Consider the following 19,735-nt stretch of genomic DNA (forward strand, 5'->3'; position numbering starts at 1 on the left):
ATCACGGAGCGTATGGCTTGATCTCCCGCCCGATCCGTGCGCGGATCGCGAACATTTGCCGCTTGATCTAGCAAAAGGGCAGGTACCGCGCCTGTCGGATGGATGACGGCGGCAGCCGATCGGCGCGATCCGGATGAACAATTGCGGGATGGAACCCGCGCAGAAGGACCGGACGCCCTTTTCCGACATCGACGGCCTCACGGCACAGATGTCGGAAATCGTGCTCGACGCGCTCACCGCGATGGGCCGCCATCCGGAGATCCAGCGGGTCCGCGACATCGCCCTCGCCGGCCTGCGCCCCACCCCCGGCCAGCGCCTGCTGGACGCCGGCTCCGGCAGCGGCGAGGTAGCCCGCGCCCTGGCCGCCCGGGTGGCGGGGGCGTCGGGTGGGGTTCTCGCGGTGGATCACTCGTCGGCGGTGACGGCCGCGGCGATCAGCCGGCACGACGGCAGCAACGTGCGCTACCTGACCGGTGACGCCGGCGACCTGGACCTGCCCGACAACCACGTCGACGGCGTCTGGTGCGAACGCCTCCTGCAACACGTCGACGACGCCGACACGGTGATCCGCGAACTGCTCCGGGTGACCCGCCCCGGCGGCCGAATCTGCCTGATCGACACCGACTGGGGCTCCCTCGCCTTCGACGGCATGCCGGCCGGACTGGCCGACCTGGTGCTCCGCCACGTACACGGTCACTTCACCCCCCAACAACACGACATGGGCCGTACGCTCCGCCGCCGCCTCGTGGCAGCCGGCGTGCGTGACCTGACCGCAACCCCGTTCACCTGCTTCTTCGCCACCCCCGAGTCGGCCGCCGTGGTCCTGCCGATGGTCAACCCGGACGTCCCCGCCGACGCCTGGGCCACCCCACCCGGCCTACGCGAGGAGTGGCTGGCCTGCGTCGAGGCCGCCGGCGCGAGCGGTACCTTCCTGGCCGTCCTGACCATCTGGGTGGTGGCCGGCTCCACACCGCGATGAGCCTGCCCGTTCAGGAACGAGCCGGCTCCACACCGCGATGGACCCGCCGGTTCAAGGGCGGACCAGCCCCACGCCGCGATGAACCCGCCCGTTCAGGGACGAGCCCCACGCCGCGATGAACCCGCCCGTTCAGGGACGAGCCGGCTCCACGTTGCGATGCATCTGGCCGTTCAAGGGCAGGCTTCGGCGTCCAGGACCCGGGCCGTGGCGAGCGTGTCCGCGAACCGTTCCGGGGTCAGGTCGAGCCCTTCCGGGATCCAGGACACCGTGGTGCTGTCCTTCTCGGTCATCGCCGTCAGCACCTCGTCGGGGGTCAGCCCGGCCGAGCCCAGCAGCCCGATCTCCCGGACGTTGATCCCTGGTGGCAATGGCCCGTTACCGAGGTCGGTGCCGTAGCGGACGACCCCGCCGTACCCGACGAACCGCCGCAAGTTGTCGACGGCCACCTCCCGGGCCGGGTCGGGATCGCCCCAGCCGTGGATGTCCAGGGTGCTGATCCAGCGCATGGCCGAGGCGCAGGCGCGCAGCAGCGCGTCGTCGATCCGCTCGGTCCAGGGGGTGTGCGCGAGGATGTCGGCCCCCGCGGAGAGGGCGGCCTCCACCGTCCCGGAGCCCTCGGCGTGCACGACCACCGGGAGCCCGGCCGTGTGTGCGGCGCTCACCAGCGCCGTCAGCACCGATGGGGCGAGCTGTGGGCCGCCGGTGTGGGCGGTCACCTTGATGAGGCTTGCCCCGGCCGTCCGGAGGTCGGTGACCGCGGCGCCGGCATCCTCCGCCGTGCGGATCTCCCGCCAACTGCCGGGCGCCGCCCAGGAACGGTCGCTCGGGTAACCGCCCGGTGCGATCAGAAACGGTCCGGCGTACCGGATGCGCGGCAGTCCCGTCCCCTCCTGCCCACCCCGCTCGGCGAGCGCGGCGACCTCTGCCGGAACCCCGCCGAGATCCCAGACCTCAGCGATCCCGCCGGCCCGGACCGTGCCCAGATCGACGAGCGCCGAGTGCACGTGGGCGTCGACCAGCCCCGGCAGCAGCGTCCCCGGCAACCGGCGAGTGCCGTCGGCCGCGGGAGCCATCTCGGCCGGAACCGGCCTGGCCGTCCCATCCGGCGCCACTCGCAGCGCTACGCCCTTGCGCAGGCGCCCACCCCACCAGACCGCGTCCGCGGCGAGCCATTCGACCCGCCCGCGGGCGGCCGGTGACGGGGTCTCGTCGGCGCGGGTGACTGTTGGGCGTGGGCCTGAGCTTCGGCGTAGCGCCGACAGGCCGCAACCCGCTCCGGCGCCTGATCCGCAGCAGGCTGCCGCGGATGGTTCGGTGCCGGTCTCACACACGTCGGATTGCTCGGCACTCATCGTGGATCCTTCTCCAGCAGCTCCCGTAGCACCCGGAGTCCCTGGTACACCTCGGTGAAACCGGTGCTCAGCGGCGCCGGGCCGATGCGCAGGCCGTCGGGTCTGCGGTAGTCCGGGATCACCCCGCTGTCCCACAACGGGGCGAGCAGCGACTTGAACCCGTCCCGCCGCAGGGTCACGTGCCCACCGCGCCGGGCCGGGTCGCGCGGGCTGACGACCTCGACGCCGTACGGCGCCAGCCACTCGTCGGCCAAGTCCAGCACGAAACCGGTGAGCAGCAACGACTTGGCCCGGACCGCCTCGATACCGGCGGCGGCGAGCATGTCCAGGTTGGCGTGCAGCGGCACCATCGCCAGGATCGGCGGGGTTCCGCTGAGCAGCGCCCGGGCACCCTCGGCCGGCTCATAACCCGGCCCCATCTCGAACGCGGCCCGGTGCCCCATCCAGCCCTGGATCGGCTGCCGGATCTCACCCAGCAGCTCACTGCGCACGTAGGCGAACGCCGGAGCCCCGGGACCGCCGTTCAGGTACTTGTAGGTGCACCCGACCGCGAGGTCGACACCCCAGTCGTCGAGCTGGATCGGCACCGATCCGGCCGAGTGGCACAGGTCCCACATGGTCAGCGCGCCGGCCGCGTGGGCGACCCGGTTGATCTCCGCGACGTCGGCGAGCCACCCGGACCGGTAGGCGACGTGGCTGAACAGCACGAGCGCCGTGTCCCCGTCGACGACCTCGGCCACCTGAGCGGGGTCGATGCCGGTGACGGGATCGGTCTCGATCCACACGAGGCGCAGGTCGCGCTCGGCGGCGATGCCCTCCAGAACGTACCGATCGGTGGGGAAGTTGTCGGTGTCCAGCACGATGGTGCGGCGGCCGGGCCGGGCGTCCACGGCGGCCCGGGCCAGCTTGTAGATGAGCACGGTCGTCGAGTCCGCGATCACGGTCTGCCCGGCCGCGGCGCCGAGTGCCGCCGCGCCGAGCCGGTCACCGAGGGCGAGCGGCCATTCCAGCCAGCCCTCGTCCCACCCCCGGATCAGGCGGCCGCCCCACTGCTCCCGGATGAACTCGTCGACCAGCCGCGCGGTGGCCTCCAGCGGCCGGCCCAGCGAGTTGCCGTCGAGGTAGGAGAGCAGCTCGGCGGGTGGCGGGGTGATGAACTGCTCCCGCTGCCCGGCGAGCGGATCCGCCGTGTCCAGGGCGATGGCGCGTGCCAGCAGTTCGTCGGTCAACTCCGGACTCCGATCTCGGTACGGACGGCGTACAGCTCGGGGAAGAATGTCAGATCGAGAGCCGCCTTCAGGAAGTTCACCCCGCTGGAGCCGCCGGAGCCACGTTTGAATCCGATCGTCCGCTCCACCGTCTTGAGATGGCGGAACCGCCACAGCTGGAAGTTCTCCTCCAGATCGACGAGTTCCTCACAGGCCTCGTAGACGTCCCAGTTCTGTTCCGCCTTCTCGTAGATCTCCTGGAAGACGGCGACCAGCTCGGGCTGGTACTCATACGCTTCGGTGACGTCCCGGGTCAGGATCGACTCCGGCACCGGGTGCCCGCGTCGCGCCAGGAACTGCAGGAACTCGTCGTAGACGGTCGGGGCGTTCAGCGTCTCCTCGAGCAGTGCCCGGGCCTCCGGCTGCTCGTCGAAGATCTTCAGCATGCCCCGGTTCTTGTTGCCGAGCATGAACTCGATCGCCCGGTACTGGTACGACTGGAAACCCGACGAGGTGCCGAGGAAGCTGCGGAACTCCGCATACTCCGTCGGGGTCAGGGTGGCCAGGACGGACCACTGCTCGGTCAGGGTCCGCTGGATGTGCTTGACCCGGGCGAGTCCCTTGAGCGCCGGCCGCAGCTCGTCCTTGGCCAGGTACTGCCGGACCGCGTACAGCTCGTGGACGATCAGTTTCAGCCAGAGCTCCGACGTCTGGTGCTGCACGATGAACAGCAGCTCGTCGTGGTGCTCCGGCACGCTCACCGGGCGTTGCGCTCCGAGGATGTCGTCCAGGCGGAGATACTCCCCGTACGACAGATTGACCTTGAAGCTGGTGACTATGCCGTTTTCCAACGGTCGCTGTGCGGACATGACGAATCCTCCTCGCTTCTGAAGCAGATCACAGGGCTCCCCAGTACACCCAGCGGCCGTCGTGCCGGACGAACCGGCTCTTCTCGGCGAGGATGCCCGGGCGGCCGCCTTCGACGTAGCGCGCGCGGAACTCGACGGTCCCCTCCGCGTCGAAGACACCACCACCACTGCGATCCACCACCTCCAGGCGCGTCCAGCGCAGCCCGGGGTCGTTCTCGATGGTCTCGGGCCGCGTCTCCGGATGCCAGGTGGCCAGCACATGAGAACTGTTGTCCAGCGCATAGGCGCTGAAACGTGAGCGCATCAGCGCCTCGGGATCGGCCGCGGCCTTTCCGCCGTGCAGGGCGCCACAACAGCTTTCATACGCCCCGGCGCCGCACGGGCAGAGCGAGGGGACGGTCCTGGACCTGGGGGATCTGCGTGCCATGGCGCCAAGTCTCCCCCACCCCTGAGGCGGCCCCGGAAGTTATCCACAGCGCGAGGTTGTCCACAGGGCGGGTCGCCGCGGATCGCTCGCCGCGGTACTCATCTGGGCATGCCCGAACCGAACTCAGCCGGCCTGCTGCTCCACCACGATTCCGCTGATCACCTTCTGACAGCGGTCCAGTTCCTCGATGAGTCCCTGCATCTCCTCGATCGCCGACACCGCGTTCTGGGTGTCCGCCCGGATCCCGCCGACCTGCGTCCCGATCTCGCTCGTCGCCGTCGCCGTCTCGTTGGCCAGGTCCTTGACCTCGCTGGCCACCACGGCGAAGCCACGGCCCGCCTCACCGGCCCGCGCCGCCTCGATGGTCGCGTTCAACGCCAGCAGGTTGGTCTGCTTCGCGATCGTCGCGATCAGCTGCACGACCTTGCCGATCTCGGTGCTGCTGGCCTCCAGCCGCTGGATCACCTGGACCGCGGTCTCCGCCGCACGGACGGCCGCGTCGGTGGCCGCGGCCATGTCGTTGCTGACGTTGGCCAGCCGGTGCACCGAGTCGCGCTGGCGGTCCTGCGCCGACCAGTCCTGCTGGCCGCCGGACGACCAGCCCTCGTTCTGATCCCAGTCGGACATGGTGACAGCGACCCCTCTCTCCCGGTAGTCGTTGAAAAACATCCCATCCCGCCCAGGGGTCGCGGGGCGTTTTCCCCGATCCGGCGAACGCCGTCCCGTTCGTCCGGGTCACTCCAGCTCTGTTCGTCCGGGTCGCTTCAGCCTTGTTCGTCCGGGTCACCTCATCTCGAGGAGGGTTCTGTGCAACCGATCGAAGTGATCGCCGAGGGCCGGGCGGGCGCGCTCGGCCAGCACCAGCAGGATCGCCCGCGTCCGCACGGCCGCCGAGGCCTCCGGATCCATCGGAGCCGCCTGGTCCACTGTTGTCGCCGGATCCAGCGTTGTCGCCGGATCCAGCGTTGTCGCCGGGACCAGGTGGACAAGGTCGCCGGCGTCGGTGGACAGATCGGTCGGCCAGGGCCTCAACAGGCGCAATACTGTGGCACGACCACGCCGGGCCGGGACCGGATCGGCGTCGGCGGCCAGCACCAGGGCCGACGCCAGCCGGACCAGCGGGCCGCGAGCCGACAGCAGGCGGTAACCGGCGAGGCGGACCGCCGGGCGCGGATGGGACAGCAGCTTCCACGGCAACTCGGGCGCGATCCGGCGGCGGTAGGGGCGCAACGCCAGCGAGGCCTCCCGCACCACGGCCGGGGCCGGGTCGGTGAGCAGCGCGGCCGTGTCCTCGATCGGTACCGCGTCGAGGATCGTCAGCGCGCGGACAGCCGCCGCCCGGACCTTCCCGTCGGCATGTCCCAGCAGCGGTGTCAGCAGCGGAGCGTCCCGGTGGTCGCCGATCTCCGCGAGGCCGATGATCGACTCAGGGGCCGGGGCAGCCGCGATCGCCGCCCGGTAACGGCCGGCCGGATCAGCGGAGCGGCTCCTGGCGTACGCGCGGATCAGCGGAGCGGGGTCGGTCAGAAATGGGATTAGGTCGTCGGCGTACCCGAGATCGGCGAGACCGACGAGTGCGAGCGACCGGACCGCAGCCCAGCGGACCCCGGCCAGCTCCCGAAGGGCCGGTGCGTCACCCCGCCGGACCGCCTCCCGGCAGACCGTCCCGGCCGTCCTCAGCCGCACCACCGGATCCGATGCGGTCAGGGCGAAATTCAGCAGGTCCGGGTACGCCCACCGGCCCAACTGATCACCCACGGTGTACGCCAGACGGCGCCCGTGCTGGTCACGACCACGCAGTAGTGCCGGGGCGAGCCGGTCGAACTCATCCTCGACCAGTTCCCGGACGATTCGCAGAGCCGCGCCGCCCCGTCGGCGACCGGACAGACAGGAGGCCATCGGCAGGGCGCTCGACAGGAGTTCCCCGGGGCGTTCCCGGAGCAGCGCGGCCAGCGCGGCCCGGGCCCGGGATCGCACCTGCCACACCCAGTCGTCGCAGCGGAGAACCAGGAACGGGAGGTGTTCCCGAAGGCCCCGGGCCGCCATGACCTGAACGGCGCGTTCCCGGAGGCGGCCGTCCGGGTCGGCCGACGCCATCGCGACGGCGATCGGCCCGGCGGTGTCCGGATTCGCACCGAAGGTCTGGACGGTCGTCAGGATCCGCCGGCGCGGGTCGTCGGGCGGCACGTCGGCCACCCAGCGGGTGCCGTCCCATTGCTTGGCATCCAGGCGCCAGACGCTACGCAGCCGTTCGTCGAGCCGCGCCAGCAGCCGGGGCCGGGACAACAGCGGCCGCAACGCTTGGATCTCCAGAGTGGCCGCAACACCTGGATCTTCAGCCCGGGGCCCGATCCTGGTGATGTCGCTGTAGCCGGTTCCCGCACCGATGTCGGCGAGCCGGACGAGAAGACGGTCGACGGCGGGCCCGGCACCGGGCCGGCCCGCTTCGTCGAACAGGATCCCGAGAGGAGGTTCGATCCCGGCTGCGCTCATCGCGCCATCCTGCCGCCCACCACCAGCTCCCCGCACCCGCATTCGCACCCCAACACAACACAGGAACACAACGCAGGCAGAAAACGGTCAGATCGAGGCAGGCAAGCGCAGAGAAGATCCGACGCGGGCGAGGCAAGGCGGGATGAGCCCGCTCGAAGCGAGGTAGGTCGGGGTGACCCGGCAGAAGGAGGCAAGGCAGACGAACCGCGAGATAGGCGAACCGCAAGGCAGACGAACCACAGGCACGTGAACCACGAGATGAGCGAACCGCAGGCGGGCAACCCGCAAAGGCGAGCGAGCCGCGAGACACGGACAGCCCACAAGGCAGCGAACCGCAAGGCGGGCAGCCCGCAAGGCAGTGAAACCGCGAGACGCGCAGCCCGCAACGGCAGGCAAACCGCGAAGCGCCCGGCCCCCAACTGCGGGCGAGCTGCAAGGCAGGTGAGTGGCTGCGAGGTGTGGGGGTTGCGGGTCTTCAGTGGGCTGAGGTGTGGCGGCAAGAGGGGGCGGTGGGGCTTACGGAGGGTGAGATACTTCCGGGAGTTGGCGGGCGGGTGCAAGCGGCTGCAAGATTGGACTTCTGGCGGTTCTGTTTTTGCAAGGAATTGACGTAGGATTTTGATGTGACGAAACGACTCGCGGAAGTGGCTCGGAAAGCTGGCGTCAGCGAAGCCACTGTCAGCCGGGTGCTGAACGGGCGTAGTGGGGTTTCTGAGGCCACCCGGACTTCGGTGCTGACCGCGCTCGACGTGCTCGGGTATGAGCGGCCCACGAAACTTCGGGGGGAGCGGGCCCGGCTCGTGGGGCTGGTGTTGCCCGAGCTGCAGAACCCGATCTTTCCGGCGCTTGCCGAGGTGGTCACCGGGTCGCTTGCCCAGCGTGGGTTCACGCCGGCCCTGTGTGCGCGGACGATCGGGGGCGTGCCGGAGTCCGACTATGTCGAGATGCTGCTGGATCACCAGGTCAGTGGGGTGATCTTCGCAGGTGGGTCGTATGCGCTGGACGATGCCTCGCACGATCACTACCGGCGGCTCACCGAGCGCGGGCTCCCGGTGGTCCTGGTCAACGCGGGCGTCGACGAGCTGGGCTTTCCCCGGGTCTCCACCGATGACGCGGTGGCCGTCGAGCAGGCCTACGGGCATCTGCGATCGCTGGGGCACGAACGGATCGGGATGGTGCTCGGGCCGGAGGGGCACATCCCGTCGCGCCGCAAGCTGGTCGCCATGATGCAGGCCTCGGACACCGAGGTGGAGGTCGAGCGGTCGAGTTTCTCGATGGAGGGCGCCCGGGTCGCGGCCACCAAACTGGTCGAGCGTGGTGTCACCGGCATCATCTGTGCCAGTGACGTGCTCGCGCTCGGTGCGATCCGGGCGGCCCGGCGGCTGGGCCGGGCGGTTCCGGCTGATGTGTCGATCGTCGGGTTCGACGATTCGGCGTTCATGACCTGCACCGATCCGCCGCTGACGACGGTCCGGCAGCCGATCGAGACGATGGGGCAGGCCGCGGTGGATCTGCTGGTCAGCCAGATCGACGAGGGCCGGGAGTTCTCCGACGAGCTGCTGTTCGAGCCCGAGCTGGTGGTCCGCGGATCGACCGCCCCGGCCCGCCGGACCTAGCCCGGAGAAGCCGACCCGAAGCGGTACAAATGCGGGAACCGAACCGGCCCGCAAGAACTGAACAAGTACCGGAACCGAGCGACCCCAGAGGCCGCCAACCGCACGAAGCGGTTGGCGGCTTCTTGCGTACCAAAGCAATAAAAGCAGTCAAAAAGACCCCACAGCCAGCAACTGCCGACTTGCAGTCGTGTTTTTTCAAAGGACTATCGAAACCTTGCGGCAACATGGGTGCGTAGTTACAGTGACTCCACTCACTACGGGAAACAGTCCTCACGAATACCCGCAGTGACCATTCGCGCATCTCATCGACGTCCGTCATGCGGACGTATCCCGTTCCCGGAGGGGTGGCAGATATGTACCGGAAGGTTGCGGCGCTCTCGCTCGTGGCCGGCCTGGGGCTGAGCCTGACGGCCTGCTCCACCAAGAGCGACGACAGCGGCACGACAGCCGACGGCAAGGTCACGATCACGGTCGACTGCCAGCCGAACGCCGCCCAGAAAGAACTGCTGGACAACTGGAACGCGGACGTCACCGAGTTCCAGAAGCAGAACCCGGACATCACCATCAAGAGCATCAGCGTCGGCCAGCAGTGCAACAACCCGCCGGACTTCACCGCCCGGCTGGCCGGTGGCACCACCGCCGACGTCTTCTACGGCTACATGACCGACCTGCAGCAGGTACTGGACTCGGGTCAGGCACTGGACGTCACGCCGTACGCGAACAAGGACAACGTCCCCACCTGGGACAGCATCGACCCGGCGTTGACCAGCGTTTTCACCGACGCCGGCAAGATCTACGCGGTTCCGGTGAAGAACTATTCGATGGGCCTGGTCTATAACAAGACCCTGTTCGCCAAGGCCGGTCTGGACGCGAACAACCCGCCGAAGACGTGGGCCGAGGTCCGGGACGCGGCGAAGAAGATCGCGGCCACGGGCGACGGTGTCTCCGGCTATTCGGAGTACAGCGCCGGCAATACCGGCGGCTGGCACTTCACGTCGCTGCTCTACTCGCAGGGCGGCACGATCCTGAGCGAGGACGGCAAAAAGGCCGCCTTCAACGGTCCGGAAGGCAAGCAGGTCCTGCAAAACCTGAAGGACATGCGGTACGGCGACAACAGCATGGGCGCCCGCCAGCTCCTGCAGTGGGGTGACCTGCTGACCAACGCCGCGGCCGGCAAGGTCGGCATGTTCGTCGGCGCGCCGGACACCACGCAGGCGATCGTCAGCCAGTTCCAGGGTAAGTACGAGGACTGGGCGATGGCCCCGCTGCCCGGCCAGGACGGTCCGGCGAAGGGCACGCTCGGTGGCGGCGAGGGCTACTTCTTCAAGAAGGACCTCACTCCGGAGCAGGTCAAGGCCGGTCTGAAGTGGATCGCCTACCAGAAGCTCACTCCGGGTAAGGGCCAGTTCGACTACGCCCGGGCGAAGCCGCAGAACTACCCGGTGGGTCTGCCGCAGCCGCTGCTGTTCGCGAACGGCAGCGAGGCGCAGAAGCAGGAGCTGGAGCTGCGCAAGGCGAACGCCAACATCGACACCGCGAACTTCCAGCTGTTCGAGGCGACCCCGGTCCCGATCAAGGGCGAGCCGCGGGACGCGCAGGCGATCTACGCGGTGCTCGACTCGGCGATGTCGGGTGTGCTGACCGACCCGAAGGCGAACGTCGACACCCTGCTCAAGACCGCCGAGGACAAGGTGAACCAGCTGCTGGCGGCCGGTAGCTGAGCATGGTCACCATCGCACCCGCCGCACCGGTGCAAGCCGGTGCGGCGGCCCCCGGAAACACCGGGCGACAAAGCAGGATCAAGAGAAATCTGAGCGGGTACGCCTTCCTGATCGGCGCGATAGCCTGCTTCGCCCTGTTCATGTGGTACCCGATGATCCGCGGCTTCGTGATGAGCTTCCAGCGCACCCGCCGCGGCGAGACCACCTGGGTCGGCTGGGACAACTACATCCGGATCCTGGACGACCCGAGTTTCTGGATCGCCTGGAAGAACACCTTCTACTTCACCGGCCTGGCCCTGGTGGTCGGGTTCGTGGTGCCGTTCTTCGTGGCGCTGCTGCTCAACGAGTTCCGGCACGCCAAGGGTTACCTGCGGGTGCTGGTCTACCTGCCGGTCATGCTGCCCCCGGCGTCGGCGCTGTACCTGTTCAAGTACTACGCCTACGACCCCAGCGAAGCGGGCCTCTTCAACGCCGTACTGAAAAGCCTGAATCTCCCGACCTCGGAGTGGATGCAGTCACCGGCCATGACGATCCCGGCCATGGTGCTCGCCTCGACATGGATGAACATGGGCGGCGCGGTGCTGATCTACCTGGCGTCGTTGCAGAACATCCCGGGCGAGTTGTACGAGGCCGCCGAGCTGGACGGCGCCGGCCTGTGGAAGCGGATCTGGCACGTGACGATCCCGCAGACCCGGCTGATCCTGGCCCTGCTGGCGATGATGCAGATCGTCGCGACCATGCAGCTCTTCGTGGAACCGCTGATCCTGGCGAACGGTGCGGGCACCCAGGACTCGGCCACCTCGGTCGCGTACCTCATCTACCAGCACGGCTTCTTCCAGAACGACCTGAACGGCGCCGCCGCCCTCGGCGTGATCATGCTCGGCGTGCTCGCTGTCTTCTCCGGGTTCTACCTCCGGCTGACTACCAGGAACGAATCATGACCCGGACCCTGATCTCCTCCACCCAGCTGAAGCGGAGTCGTGTCCGCTACTGGACCCTGCTGGCCGTCGTCGTCACGGTGTTCACCCTGGTCTTCATCGGCCCGCTGTACTGGATGGTCACCGGCGCGCTCAAGTCGGCCCAGGAGGTGGCGCAGACCCCGCCGACGCTGTTCCCGCGGGATCCGGACCTGTCCAACTACACCGCCGCGTGGGAGCAGCTGAATCTGGCGAAACTGCTGTTCAACACGTTCTACTACGCGGCCGGCGCGGTGGTCTTCCAACTGATCTTCGATACGGCGGCGGCGTACGCGCTGTCCAAGCTCCGCCCGGCGTTCGGCAACGTGGTGCTCGGCGCGATGCTGGCGACCCTGATGATCCCGGCGATGGTGCTGATCGTGCCGCAATACCAGACGGTGATCAGCCTGCCGGTGATCGACGTGAGCCTGCTGGACTCGCCGTTCGCGATCTGGCTGCCGATGGTCGCGAACGCGTTCAACATCTTCCTGTTGAAGCGGTTCTTCGACTCGATCCCGGAGGAGCTGATGCAGGCCGCCTTCGTGGACGGGGCGTCGCCGCTGCGGACCCTCTGGTCGATCATCCTGCCGATGTCGCGGCCGATCCTGGGCGTGGTGTCGATCTTCGCGGTGACCGCGGTCTGGAAGGACTTCCTCTGGCCGCTGCTGGTGATGCCGCACCCGGAGACCCGCACGGTCAGCGTCGGCATCTACACCTTCGCCGGCGGCATCCCGCAGAACGTGGTGATCGCCGCGTCGGTCATCGCCGCGCTGCCGACCGTGATCATCTTCCTGATCTTCCAGCGCAACATCATGTCCGGCCTGACCTCAGGCAGCCTCAAGGGATGAGCGGGTCAACCATGCAGTGGTGGCGTGACGCAGTGATCTACCAGGTGTACCCGCGCAGTTTCGCGGACGGGAACGGCGACGGGGTCGGCGACGTGGCCGGCATCCGCGCGCGGCTCGGTCACCTGCGAGATCTCGGGGTCGACGCGATCTGGATGAGTCCGTGGTACCCGTCGCCGATGGCCGACGCCGGGTACGACGTCTCCGACTTCCGGGACATCGACCCGGCCTTCGGCACCCTGGCCGAGGCGGAGGCGCTGATCGCCGAGGCGCACGAGATCGGCATCCGGATCATCATCGACGTCGTTCCGAACCACGTCTCCAGCGAGCACCCCTGGTTCCGGGCCGCTCTCGCGGGCGGCCCGGAGCGGGACTACTTCTGGTTCCGTAAAAGCCAAAATATGCCTACAAACTGGGTTGGGGAATTCGGCGGCACCACCTGGACCAAGGTCGACGACGACACCTGGTACCTGCACCTGTTCACCCCGGAACAACCCGACCTCAACTGGGAACATCCCGACGTACGAGCGGAATTCGAGAGCATTCTGCGGTTCTGGTTCGACCGGGGCGCCGACGGGATCCGGATCGACTCGGCGGCGCTGCTGTTCAAGGACACCGCGCTGCCCGAGGTGACCGACGGCGAACCGCACCCGTTCCACGACCTCGACGCGGTGCACGACGTCTACCGCTCGTGGCGGCGGATCGCCGACGAATACGCCGACCGGGCCCTGATCGGCGAGGTCTGGATGCCGGACGTGGAGCGGTTCACCAACTATCTGCGCCCGGACGAACTGCACGCGGCCTTCAACTTCGACCTGCTCGGGTGTGCCTGGGATCCGTACAAGATGAGGTCGTCGATCGAACGCACTCTGGAGTCGCACGCCCACATCGGCGCACCGCCCACCTGGGTCCTGTCCAACCACGACGTGACCAGGCACGTCACGCGTTACGGCCGCGCCGACACCACGTTCAGCTTCGACAACAACCTGGACGGCACCCCGGTCGACCTGGAACTGGGCACCCGCCGGGCCCGGGCCGCCGCCCTGCTCACCCTCTCGCTGCCCGGCGCCGCCTACATCTACCAGGGCGAAGAGCTGGGTCTCTGGGAGAACGAGACGATCCCCGAAGATCAGTTCCAGGATCCGATGTACGCCCGGCGAGGGCACTCCCGGGACGGCTGCCGGGTGCCGCTGCCGTGGTCCGGCGACGAACCGCCCTACGGCTTCTCGGCGGTAGAGAACCCGGCAGATCCGTGGCTCCCCCAGCCCGCGGAGTGGAAGGACCGGACCGTCCAGACGCAAACCGGCGACCCCAATTCGATGCTGGAGCTGTACCGGTCGGCGATCCGTCTGCGCGATTTCACCGGTCAGGAACTCACCTGGCTCGAAGAAGAAGCGGAGTTGCTCGCGTTCACCCGCGGGACCGGCTTCGCCTGTGTGCTCAACCTGTCCGAGACCCCGGTTCCCCTGCCGGAGCACCGGACCCTCCTGCTCGCCAGCAGCCCGCTCGACGGTGCACTCCTCCCCCGGGACACCGCGGTCTGGCTGCGGTTGTAAGGCGAAAACCGCACCAAGGAAGGGATCATGGCCAACCGAACCGTCCCACTGGTAGCACTCGCCGCCGTCCTCGCGGCAGCCGCGGTCACCGCGGTGACCTGGCAATCCCCGGCGATGGCCGCCGGACCATCCCCGTTCGACATCCCCGGCCGCGGCGCGACGGTGCCGTTCACCGAGTTCGAGGCCGAGAAGGCGGTGCACACCGGCACCTCCACCGGCACCGACCGGACGTACGGCACGCTCTCCTCGGAGGCGTCCGGCCGGGAGGCGGTCACCCTCGACGCCGTGGGTGAGTACGTCGAATTCACCCTGACCAAACCGGCCAACGCGGTCACCTTCCGCTACAGCGTCCCGGACGGGCGGACCGCCGCCCTGGACGTGCGCACCGGATCGACGCTGATCAAGACGGTGCCGGTGACCTCGAAGTACTCCTGGTTCTACGGCTACTACCCGTTCACCAACAACCCCGCGGACGGTCGGCCGCACCACTTCTACGACGAGGCGCGGACGCTTTTCGGGACCACCTACCCGGCCGGTACGAAGATCCGGATCCAGGTCGGGTCGGTCGCGCAGTCGCCGAGTTTCACCATCGACCTCGCCGACTTCGAGAACGTGCCGGCCCCGATCGCCAAACCGGCCGGCGCGACCGACGTGGTCGCCGACTTCGGCGCCGACCCGACCGGCGCCACCGACTCGACGGCGAAGTTCCAGGCCGCGGTGAACCGGGGCGGTGTGGTCTACATCCCGCCGGGCAACTACACCCTGTACAGCCACGTGATCGCCGACCGGGTGACCATCGCCGGCGCCGGTCCGTGGTACTCGGTCCTCGGTGGACGGCACCCCACCCAGCGTGACCAGGCGGCCGGCATCTACGGCAAATACGCCGGTGAGGGCGGCCCGAGCCAGAACGTGATCGTCAAGGACCTGGCGATCATCGGCGACATCCAGGAACGTGTCGACGAGCACCAGGTCAACGCGTTCGGCGGCGCGATGTCGAACTCCACGATCGACAACGTGTGGATGCAGCACACCAAGGTCGGCGCCTGGATGGACGGGCCGATGGACCGGTTCACCATGAAGAACAGCCGGATCCTGGACCAGACCGCGGACGGCGTGAACTTCCACATCGGCGTCACCAACTCCACCGTCACCAACACGTTCGTCCGCAACACCGGCGACGACGGGCTGGCGATGTGGGCGGAGAACACGCCGAACGTCGGTAACTCGTTCACGTTCAACACCGTGGTCGCGCCGATCCTGGCGAACAACATCGTCAGCTACGGCGGCCGGGACATCACGATCAGTGACAACGTGATGGCCGAGACGGTCACCAACGGTGGCGGTCTGCACGTCGGCAACCGCTACCCCGGTGTCACCGGGCCGACCGCCGTCGCCGGCACCTGGACGATGGCCCGCAACACCCTGATCCGCACCGGGAACTCCGACTACAACTGGAACTTCGGCATCGGCGCGCTGTGGTTCTGGCCGGACCAGGGCGCGATCACCGGGGCGACGATCAACATCACCGACACGAACATCCTGGACAGCTCGTACGCCGGAATCCAGTGGATCGGGAACCAGACCACCGGGCTGAACCTGACCAACGTCAACATCACCGGCGCCGGCACGTTCGCACTGCAGGCGCAGGCCCCGGTCACCGGACGGTTCACCAACGTCAAGGCCAGTGGGATCGCCCAGAACCCGCCCACCTACAGCTGTGTCGGCACCGGATTCGCGATCACCGACGGTGGTGGCAACTCGGGTTGGCAGACGGCCACTCCCTACTGCGGCCCGTGGCCCGCGCCGAACTGGGGAACGATCCCGCCGACCACCCCGCCCACCACACCTCCGACCACCCCGCCGACCGGGAACCTGGCGGCCGGGAAGACGGCGACGGCCACCGGTCAGGCCGATGTCTACGGTCCGGCGAACGTGACCGACGGTAACGCGAGCACCTACTGGGAGAGCACCAACAACGCGTTCCCGCAGTCGATCACCGTCGATCTCGGGCAGAGCCGTGCCATCGGACGGCTGGTCCTCAAGCTCCCGCCGGCGGCGGCCTGGGCCACCCGAACCCAGACGATCGCGGTCCTGGGAAGTGTCGACGGCTCGACGTTCAACACGGTCAAGTCGAGTGCCGTCCATACGTTCAACCCGTCGACCGGCAACACCGTCACCATTGATGCAGTCAACACGAACGCCCGCTACGTCCGGTTGACGATCACGGCGAACTCCGGCTGGCCGGCGGGTCAGCTGTCCGAGCTGGAGGTCTACGCCTCCTGAGGCGTCCGGGCGGGCGGCAACCACCGAAGCCGCCCGCCCGGCGAACACCCCGGAACACCTCTCACGGAAGAAAGGTGCGCTCCCTCGTGTCCAGAATATCCCGGATGATGGTCGCCGTCGTGGCGACATCCAGCCTGATAGGCGTGCTCCTGCACGCCCCGGCCGCCAACGCCGCCGCCCCCAACCTGGCCGCCGGCAAGGCCTTCACCTCCAGCAGTGCCTCCGGCGTCTACTCGCCCGCGAACGCCGGTGACGGCAACCCGAACAGCTACTGGGAGAGCGGCAACAACGCCTTCCCGCAGTGGTTGCAGGTCGACCTCGGCGCCACCACCGAGATCAACCAGGCCGTCCTGAAACTGCCGCCGGCCACCGCCTGGGCCACCCGGACCCAGACGCTGACGGTCCAGGGCAGCACGAACGGCTCGACGTTCAGCACGCTCAAGGCGGGTGCCGTCTACACGTTCAACCCGACCACCGCGAACACCGTCACCATCGATCTCGCCACCACGAGCACCCGCTACGTGCGGCTGACGTTCACCGCGAACTCCGGCTGGCCCGCCGGTCAGCTCTCCGAACTGGAGCTGTACGGCCCCGGCGGCGGCACCGAGGAGCCGGAGCCCCCGACCGGCACCGACCTGGCCACCAGGAAGCCGATCGAGGCGTCGTCGACAACACAGAGTTTTGTCGCGACGAACGCCAACGACGGCGATCTCGCCACCTACTGGGAGGGCGGCACCCTCCCCGCCGACCTGACCGTGAAGCTGGGCGCGAACGCCACGCTGACCTCGGTGGTCGTCAAAGTGAACCCGGCCGGCGCGTGGGGCAGCCGGACCCAGACGTTCGCGATCCTCGGGCGGGAGCAGAACGCCACGGCGTTCACCACGGTCGCTGCCAGTAAGGCGTACACACTCAATCCCTCGACCGGGAACACGGTGACCGTGCCGGTGACCGCGACCGTCGCCGACCTGCGTCTCGCCTTCACCGCGAACACCGGCGCGCCGAGCGGTCAGGTCGCCGAACTGCAGGCGTTCGGTTCCTGGGCGGCGAACCCGGACCTGACCATCACGTCGACCGCCTACTCCCCGGCCGCGCCGGTGGAGACGGACGCGATCACCGCGTCGGCCACGGTGCGCAACGCGGGCACGGCGTCCGCGGCGGCCTCCACAGTCAATTTCTACCTGGGTACGACCAGGGTGGGCACCGCAACGGTCCCGGCGTTGACGGCCGGCCAGTCACAGACGGTGTCGACGAGCATCGGGGCGAAGGACGCCGGCAGCTACCAGCTGTCCGCCAAGGTCGACGAGGCCGGCGCGATCATCGAGTCGAACGAGACGAACAACTCCTGGACCCACCCGTCCGCGCTTGTCGTCACGCCGGTGAGCAGCGCCGATCTGGTCGCCTCGGCGGTCACGTGGTCCCCGGCCACCCCGGCGGCCGGCAACACCGTGTCGTTCTCGGTCACCGTCAAGAACCAGGGTTCGGCGCCGACGTCGTCCGGGACCCACGCCGTCACGGTGACGGTCCTCAGTGGCACCACGGCGGTCCGCACGCTGACCGGCTCGTGGACCGGTTCGCTCGCTGCGGGCGCGTCGACCACGCTGAACCCGGGGTCGTGGACCGCGGCTAACGGCCGGTACACGGTCCGCACCGCGATCGCCGTGGACTCCGCGGAACTGCCGGTCAAGCAGGGCAACAACACCAGCGAGAAGCCGCTGTACGTGGGCCGCGGCGCGAACATGCCGTTCGACTTCTACGAGGCCGAGGACGGTCAGACAGGTGGCGGCGCGGCGGTCGTCGGACCGAATCGGATCGTCGGCGACCTAGCCGGTGAGGCATCCGGGCGCAAGGCGGTAACACTGAACCAGACCGGCTCGTACGTCCAGTGGACCAGCCGCGCGGCGACCAACACCCTGGTCGCGCGGTTCTCCATCCCGGACGGCACGAACGGCTCGATCAACGTGTACGTCAACGGCACTCTCAACAAGACCCTGCCGCTGACCTCGAAGTACGCGTGGCTGTACGGCAACGAGGCGGCACCGCAGAACTCCGGCAGCGACCCCCGGCACATCTACGACGAGGCCAACATCGTGCTGACCGGTTCGTTCCCGGCCGGCAGCACGATCAAGCTGCAGAAGGACGCCGCCAACTCCGGCCCGATCGCGATCGACTTCATCAACCTGGAGCAGGTGGCGCCGATCGCGAACCCGGACGCCGCGAAATACGTCGTCCCGTCCGGTTTTGATCAGCAGTCGGTGCAGGCCGCGCTGGACGCCGCCCGGCAGGACACCAGCAAGCTCGGCGTCTACCTGCCGGCCGGTGACTACCAGACCGCCAACAAGTTCCAGGTGTACGGCCGGGCCCTCAAAGTGGTCGGGGCGGGACCGTGGTTCACCCGCTTCCACACGCCGGCCGGCCAGACCGAGACGGACGCCGGGTTCCGGGCCGACGCCACCGCCAACGGGTCGACGTTCGCGAACTTCGCCTTCTTCGGCAACTACACGATCCGGATCGACGGCCCCGGCAAGGTGTTCGACTTCGCCAACGTCGCCGACATCACCATCGACAACATCTGGGCCGAGCACGTGGTCTGCCTCTACTGGGGCGCCAACACCGACCGCATGAAGATCACCAACTCGCGGATCCGGAACACCTTCGCCGACGGCGTCAACATGACCAACGGCAGCACCGACAACCTGGTCGACAACAACGAGGCCCGGGCCACCGGCGACGACAGCTTCGCGCTGTTCTCGGCGATCGACGCGGGCGGCGCCGACGAGATCAACAACGTCTTCTCCAACCTGACGTCGATCCTGACGTGGCGGGCGGCGGGCATCGCGGTCTACGGCGGTTACGCCAACACGTTCAAGAACATCTACATCGCGGACACCCTGGTCTACTCGGGCATCACGATCAGCTCGCTGGACTTCGGCTACCCGATGAACGGTTTCGGCGCCGACCCGCCGACCGTCCTGGACAACATCTCGATCGTCCGGGCCGGTGGCCACTTCTGGGGCAACCAGGTCTTCCCGGCGATCTGGGTGTTCTCCGCGTCGAAGGTGTTCCAGGGCATCCGGGTGTCGAACGTCGACATCGTCGACCCGACCTACTCGGGCATCATGTTCCAGACCAACTACGTCGGCGGGCAGCCGCAGAACCCGATCAAGGACACCGTCTTCACCGACGTCAGCATCACCGGGGCGAAGAAGAGCGGTGACCAGTACGACGCGAAGTCCGGGTACGCGGTCTGGGCCAACCCGCTGCCGGAGGCCGGACAGGGCCCCGCGGTCGGCTCGGTGACCTTCACCAGGCTGCGGCTCAGCGACAACTACCGGGACATCGAGAACCCGACCAGCACGTTCACCATCAACCGCAACTGAGATCCGGCGGTCCCACGTCCGGTTTGCCGGGCGTGGGACCGTCTGTCCCCCGA

The 19,735-nt window shown here is 68.3% G+C and carries 14 protein-coding genes; 8 read left to right on the top strand and 6 right to left on the bottom strand.

The annotated features are described in order from the left end of the window. Nucleotides 1-148 precede the first annotated feature (148 nt). Nucleotides 149-979, top strand: coding sequence for a methyltransferase domain-containing protein (locus Aco03nite_RS10115; RefSeq protein ID WP_203794576.1), 831 nt, complete (start codon nucleotides 149-151; stop codon nucleotides 977-979). A gap of 170 nt (nucleotides 980-1,149) precedes the next feature. Here Aco03nite_RS10115 and Aco03nite_RS10120 read toward each other — a convergent pair whose 3' ends face one another. From Aco03nite_RS10120 to Aco03nite_RS10145, 6 genes are all read right to left on the bottom strand, one after another. Next, nucleotides 1,150-2,331, bottom strand: coding sequence for an amidohydrolase family protein (locus Aco03nite_RS10120; RefSeq protein ID WP_239145041.1), 1,182 nt, complete (start codon nucleotides 2,329-2,331; stop codon nucleotides 1,150-1,152). Continuing rightward, nucleotides 2,328-3,560 carry a kynureninase gene (gene kynU / locus Aco03nite_RS10125; RefSeq protein ID WP_203794577.1) on the bottom strand — a complete coding sequence of 411 codons (1,233 nt, stop codon included), beginning with the start codon at nucleotides 3,558-3,560 and terminating at the stop codon, nucleotides 2,328-2,330. The genes Aco03nite_RS10120 and kynU overlap by 4 nt, the downstream gene beginning before the upstream one ends. Beyond that, entirely contained in the window at nucleotides 3,557-4,408 is an 852-nt protein-coding gene (gene kynA / locus Aco03nite_RS10130; protein ID WP_203794579.1) for a tryptophan 2,3-dioxygenase, read from the bottom strand. The genes kynU and kynA overlap by 4 nt, the downstream gene beginning before the upstream one ends. Before the next feature lie 28 nt (nucleotides 4,409-4,436). After that, nucleotides 4,437-4,751, bottom strand: coding sequence for a YchJ family protein (locus tag Aco03nite_RS10135; RefSeq protein WP_307837636.1), 315 nt, complete (start codon nucleotides 4,749-4,751; stop codon nucleotides 4,437-4,439). A 207-nt stretch (nucleotides 4,752-4,958) separates the two neighbouring features. Then, the gene (locus Aco03nite_RS54020) at nucleotides 4,959-5,462 is read right to left on the bottom strand and encodes a methyl-accepting chemotaxis protein (RefSeq protein WP_203794582.1); all 504 of its coding nucleotides are present in this window, start codon (nucleotides 5,460-5,462) and stop codon (nucleotides 4,959-4,961) included. A 156-nt stretch (nucleotides 5,463-5,618) separates the two neighbouring features. Further along, nucleotides 5,619-7,328, bottom strand: a complete 1,710-nt coding sequence (locus tag Aco03nite_RS10145) for a HEAT repeat domain-containing protein (RefSeq protein ID WP_203794584.1) — start codon at nucleotides 7,326-7,328, stop codon at nucleotides 5,619-5,621. A gap of 623 nt (nucleotides 7,329-7,951) precedes the next feature. Between Aco03nite_RS10145 and Aco03nite_RS10150 the strand changes: the two genes are divergently transcribed. From Aco03nite_RS10150 to Aco03nite_RS10180, 7 genes are all read left to right on the top strand, one after another. Beyond that, nucleotides 7,952-8,944: a LacI family DNA-binding transcriptional regulator gene (locus Aco03nite_RS10150; RefSeq protein ID WP_203794585.1), complete on the top strand. Its 993-nt coding sequence runs from the start codon at nucleotides 7,952-7,954 to the stop codon at nucleotides 8,942-8,944. A gap of 353 nt (nucleotides 8,945-9,297) precedes the next feature. Further along, on the top strand, nucleotides 9,298-10,665 hold the full coding sequence (locus tag Aco03nite_RS10155) for an ABC transporter substrate-binding protein (protein ID WP_203794587.1): 1,368 nt from the start codon (nucleotides 9,298-9,300) through the stop codon (nucleotides 10,663-10,665). Between the two features lie 2 nt (nucleotides 10,666-10,667). After that, nucleotides 10,668-11,606 (top strand): carbohydrate ABC transporter permease, encoded by a 939-nt coding sequence (locus Aco03nite_RS10160; RefSeq protein ID WP_203794589.1) that lies wholly within the window; start codon nucleotides 10,668-10,670, stop codon nucleotides 11,604-11,606. Then, nucleotides 11,603-12,469 (top strand): carbohydrate ABC transporter permease, encoded by an 867-nt coding sequence (locus tag Aco03nite_RS10165; protein ID WP_203794591.1) that lies wholly within the window; start codon nucleotides 11,603-11,605, stop codon nucleotides 12,467-12,469. Before Aco03nite_RS10160 ends, Aco03nite_RS10165 begins: the two co-directional genes overlap by 4 nt. After that, nucleotides 12,466-14,022, top strand: a complete 1,557-nt coding sequence (locus tag Aco03nite_RS10170; protein WP_203794593.1) for a glycoside hydrolase family 13 protein — start codon at nucleotides 12,466-12,468, stop codon at nucleotides 14,020-14,022. The genes Aco03nite_RS10165 and Aco03nite_RS10170 overlap by 4 nt, the downstream gene beginning before the upstream one ends. Nucleotides 14,023-14,049: 27 nt before the next feature. Continuing rightward, on the top strand, nucleotides 14,050-16,305 hold the full coding sequence (locus Aco03nite_RS10175) for a discoidin domain-containing protein (protein ID WP_203794595.1): 2,256 nt from the start codon (nucleotides 14,050-14,052) through the stop codon (nucleotides 16,303-16,305). A 107-nt stretch (nucleotides 16,306-16,412) separates the two neighbouring features. After that, nucleotides 16,413-19,682: a discoidin domain-containing protein gene (locus Aco03nite_RS10180; protein ID WP_203794704.1), complete on the top strand. Its 3,270-nt coding sequence runs from the start codon at nucleotides 16,413-16,415 to the stop codon at nucleotides 19,680-19,682. Nucleotides 19,683-19,735 lie beyond the last annotated feature (53 nt).

It is taken from the genome of Actinoplanes couchii (genome assembly GCF_016862075.1).
Classification (GTDB): domain Bacteria; phylum Actinomycetota; class Actinomycetes; order Mycobacteriales; family Micromonosporaceae; genus Actinoplanes; species Actinoplanes couchii.

What these genes read in the sequence shown, in the direction of transcription:
- Aco03nite_RS10160 (WP_203794589.1), top strand. Translation starts at nt 10,668, where the DNA reads ATGGTCACCATCGCACCCGCCGCACCGGTGCAAGCCGGTGCGGCGGCC.
- Aco03nite_RS10115 (WP_203794576.1), top strand. Translation starts at nt 149, where the DNA reads ATGGAACCCGCGCAGAAGGACCGGACGCCCTTTTCCGACATCGACGGC.
- Aco03nite_RS54020 (WP_203794582.1), bottom strand. Translation starts at nt 5,462, where the DNA reads ATGTCCGACTGGGATCAGAACGAGGGCTGGTCGTCCGGCGGCCAGCAG.
- Aco03nite_RS10175 (WP_203794595.1), top strand. Translation starts at nt 14,050, where the DNA reads ATGGCCAACCGAACCGTCCCACTGGTAGCACTCGCCGCCGTCCTCGCG.
- Aco03nite_RS10120 (WP_239145041.1), bottom strand. Translation starts at nt 2,331, where the DNA reads ATGAGTGCCGAGCAATCCGACGTGTGTGAGACCGGCACCGAACCATCC.
- Aco03nite_RS10155 (WP_203794587.1), top strand. Translation starts at nt 9,298, where the DNA reads ATGTACCGGAAGGTTGCGGCGCTCTCGCTCGTGGCCGGCCTGGGGCTG.
- Aco03nite_RS10145 (WP_203794584.1), bottom strand. Translation starts at nt 7,328, where the DNA reads ATGAGCGCAGCCGGGATCGAACCTCCTCTCGGGATCCTGTTCGACGAA.
- Aco03nite_RS10170 (WP_203794593.1), top strand. Translation starts at nt 12,466, where the DNA reads ATGAGCGGGTCAACCATGCAGTGGTGGCGTGACGCAGTGATCTACCAG.
- Aco03nite_RS10180 (WP_203794704.1), top strand. Translation starts at nt 16,413, where the DNA reads ATGGTCGCCGTCGTGGCGACATCCAGCCTGATAGGCGTGCTCCTGCAC.
- Aco03nite_RS10165 (WP_203794591.1), top strand. Translation starts at nt 11,603, where the DNA reads ATGACCCGGACCCTGATCTCCTCCACCCAGCTGAAGCGGAGTCGTGTC.
- kynA (WP_203794579.1), bottom strand. Translation starts at nt 4,408, where the DNA reads ATGTCCGCACAGCGACCGTTGGAAAACGGCATAGTCACCAGCTTCAAG.